We start from the raw sequence: 3210 nt of genomic DNA, 5'->3' as shown, positions 1-3210 counted from the left end.
GAAGATGTCCTCGAACTTGTAGCCGGTGAGCTGGTCGTAGCAGGTTCCGCAGCTCACCACCACGGTCTTGATGTCGAGGTAGTTGAGCGTGTTGGCCACACGGTGAAACAGCACCCGGTTGTCGGTGATGATCTTCTCGGCCTTGTCGAACTGGCCTGAGCCGCGCTGCGGATAGCCGCAGCACAGGTAGCCCGGCGGCAGCACCGTCTGCACGCCGGCGTGCCACAGCATGGCCTGGGTGGCGAGACCCACCTGGCTGAACAGCCGCTCCGAGCCGCAGCCGGGGAAGTAGAACACCGCTTCCGTCTCGGCCGTGGTGGCCTGCGGGTTGCGGATGATGGGCACGTAGTCCTTGTCCTCGATGTCCAGCAGCGCGCGTGCGGTCTTCTTGGGCAGGCCACCCGGCATCTTCTTGTTGATGAAGTGGATCACCTGCTCCTTGATCGGCGCCGGCCCCAGCGTGGCCGGCGGGGCGCTGGTCTGCTGACGCGCGGCGAGCTTGAGCACCTTGTTGGCCAGGCGCTGGGCCTTGAAGCCCACGTCCACCATCGCCGTGCGCATGAATTTGATGGTTTCCGGGTTGCTCGCGTTCAGGAAGAACATGGCCGCGGCGTTACCGGGGCGGAAGCTCTTCTGCCCCATCTTGCGCAACAGGTTGCGCATGTTCATGGTCACGTCGCCGAAGTCGATCTTCACCGGGCAGGGGCTCAGGCACTTGTGGCAGACCGTGCAGTGGTCGGCCACGTCCTCGAACTCTTCCCAGTGCTTGATGCTGATGCCGCGGCGCGTCTGCTCTTCGTACAGAAAGGCCTCGACCAGCAAAGAGGTCGCCAGGATCTTGTTGCGCGGGCTGTAGAGCAGGTTGGCGCGCGGCACGTGCGTGGCACACACCGGCTTGCACTTGCCGCAGCGCAGGCAGTCCTTGACCGAATCGGCGATGGCGCCGATGTCGCTCTGCTGCATGATCAGCGACTCGTGCCCCATCAGGCCGAACGAGGGCGTGTAGGCGTTGGCCAGGTCGGCCTGGCGCACAGTGGCGTCGCCCGCCACCATCGCCTGGTGCGCGCTGCCGCGCAGCAGCTTGCCCTTGTTGAAACGGCCTTCCGGATCGATCCGCGCCTTGTAGTCCGCAAAAGGCTGCAGCTCGGCGTCGGTCAGGAATTCCAGCTTGGTGATGCCAATGCCGTGCTCACCCGAGATCACGCCGTCCAGGCTGCGCGCCAGCACCATGATGCGGGCCACCGCTTCGTGCGCGGTCTGCAGCATCTCATAGTCGTCGCTGTTGACCGGGATGTTGGTGTGCACGTTGCCGTCACCGGCGTGCATGTGCAGCGCCACCCACACACGGCCCTTGAGCACGCGTTTGTGGATCGCGTTGCACTCGGCCAGGATCGGGCCGAAGGCCGCTCCGGTGAAGATCTGTTGCAACGGCTCGCGGATCTGGCTCTTCCAGCTGGCGCGCAAGCTGTGGTCCTGCAGCTGCGGGAACAGCGCTTCCACATCGCGCAGCCAGCCGGCCCACAACGAGCGCACCTCGCGCACCAGGGCCAGCGCCTGATGTACGCGGTCCTCCAGCAGCTCGGCGTTGGGCAGTTCGTTGGCTTCGTCGGTCTTGCCCAGCGGCAGATGGCCCTTGGTGAAGAAGGCCTCCAGCGCCTCACACAGCTTGAGCTTGTTGCGCAGCGACAGCTCGATGTTGATGCGCTCGATGCCCAGCGTGTACTCGCCCATGCGCGGCAGCGGGATCACCACGTCTTCGTTGATCTTGAAGGCGTTGGTGTGCTTGGAAATCGCCGCGGTGCGCTTGCGGTCGAGCCAGAACTTCTTGCGGGCTTCGTAGCTGATGGCAATGAAACCTTCGCCGCTGCGGCCGTTGGCCAGGCGGATCACCTCGCTGGTGGCGCGTGCCACGGCGTCGGCGTCGTCGCCGACGATGTCACCGATCAGCACCATCTTGGGCAGCGTGCCGCGCTTGCTCTTGGTGGTGTAGCCCACCGCCTTGAGATATCGGTCGTCCAGGTGCTCCAGGCCGGCCAGCAGCGTGCCACTGCGCTTTTGCTCGGCGAACATGAAGTCCTTGATCTCGACGATCGAGGGAACGCCGTCCTTGGGGTTGCCAAAGAACTCCAGGCACACGGTGCGCGTGTGCTCGGGCATGCGGTGCACCACCCAGCGGCCGCTGGTGATCAGGCCATCGCAACCCTCTTTCTGGATGCCCGGCAACCCGCTGAGGAACTTGTCCGTGACGTCCTTGCCCAGGCCTTCCTTGCGGAAGGTCTTGCCCGGGATCACCAGCTGCTCGGTGCGGATCGGCGTCTTGCCATCGGCCTCGAAATACTTCAGTTCGAAGGTGGCAACCTCGGCGTCGTGGATCTTGCCCAGGTTGTGGTCGGTGCGAGTGACCTCCAGCCACTGCGCCTGCGGCGTCACCATGCGCCAGCTCACCAGGTTGTCCAGCGCCGTGCCCCAGAGCACGGCCTTCTTGCCGCCAGCATTCATGGCGATGTTGCCGCCCACGCACGACGCTTCGGCGGACGTCGGGTCCACCGCGAACACGTAGCCCGCGCGCTCGGCCGCGTCGGCCACGCGCTGCGTGACCACGCCGGCTTCGGTCCACACCGTGGCCACCGGCTGCTCGTGCCCGCCGATGCGGATGTGCTCCACCTCGGTCATGGCTTCGAGCTTCTCGGTGTTGATCACCACGCTCTTCCAGGTCAGCGGGATCGCGCCGCCGGTGTAGCCGGTGCCGCCGCCGCGCGGGATGATGGTCAGGCCCAGCTCGACACAGCCCTTGACCAGATGCGCCATCTCGGCCTCGGTGTCGGGCGTGAGCACCACGAACGGGTATTCCACGCGCCAGTCGGTCGCGTCGGTCACGTGCGACACGCGCGAGAGGCCGTCGAACTTGATGTTGTCCTTGGCGGTCAGCTTGCGCAGCACCTTGTTCATGCGCTGGCGCAAGGCGGCCATGTCTTCGAACGAACGCGCAAACGTTTCCACCGCCCCCTTGGCGGCTTTGAGCAGCAGGCCCACCGATTCGTCGCGCGCCGGATCGTCCTTGGGCGTGCGGCGCTTTTGCACCTCGCCCAGGCGGTGGTGCAGCGCGTCGACCAGCGCGGCGCGGCGCTTGGGGTTGTCCAGCAGGTCGTCCTGCAGGTAGGGGTTGCGCTGCACGACCCAGATGTCGCCCAGCACCTCGTACAGCATGCG

1 protein-coding gene is annotated in these 3210 nt (G+C 65.6%); it reads right to left on the bottom strand.

What is annotated here, in order from left to right; translation table 11 throughout:
* Positions 1-3210 (bottom strand): DUF3683 domain-containing protein (locus tag ACR2JA_RS16455; RefSeq protein ID WP_434010153.1); only part of this gene is annotated, 3210 nt, incomplete at both ends.

Source organism: Hydrogenophaga sp., from assembly GCF_051007235.1.
Lineage (GTDB): Bacteria > Pseudomonadota > Gammaproteobacteria > Burkholderiales > Burkholderiaceae_C > Hydrogenophaga.
Note: the sequence above shows the minus strand (reverse complement) of the source record. Positions and strands in the feature narration are given on the sequence as shown.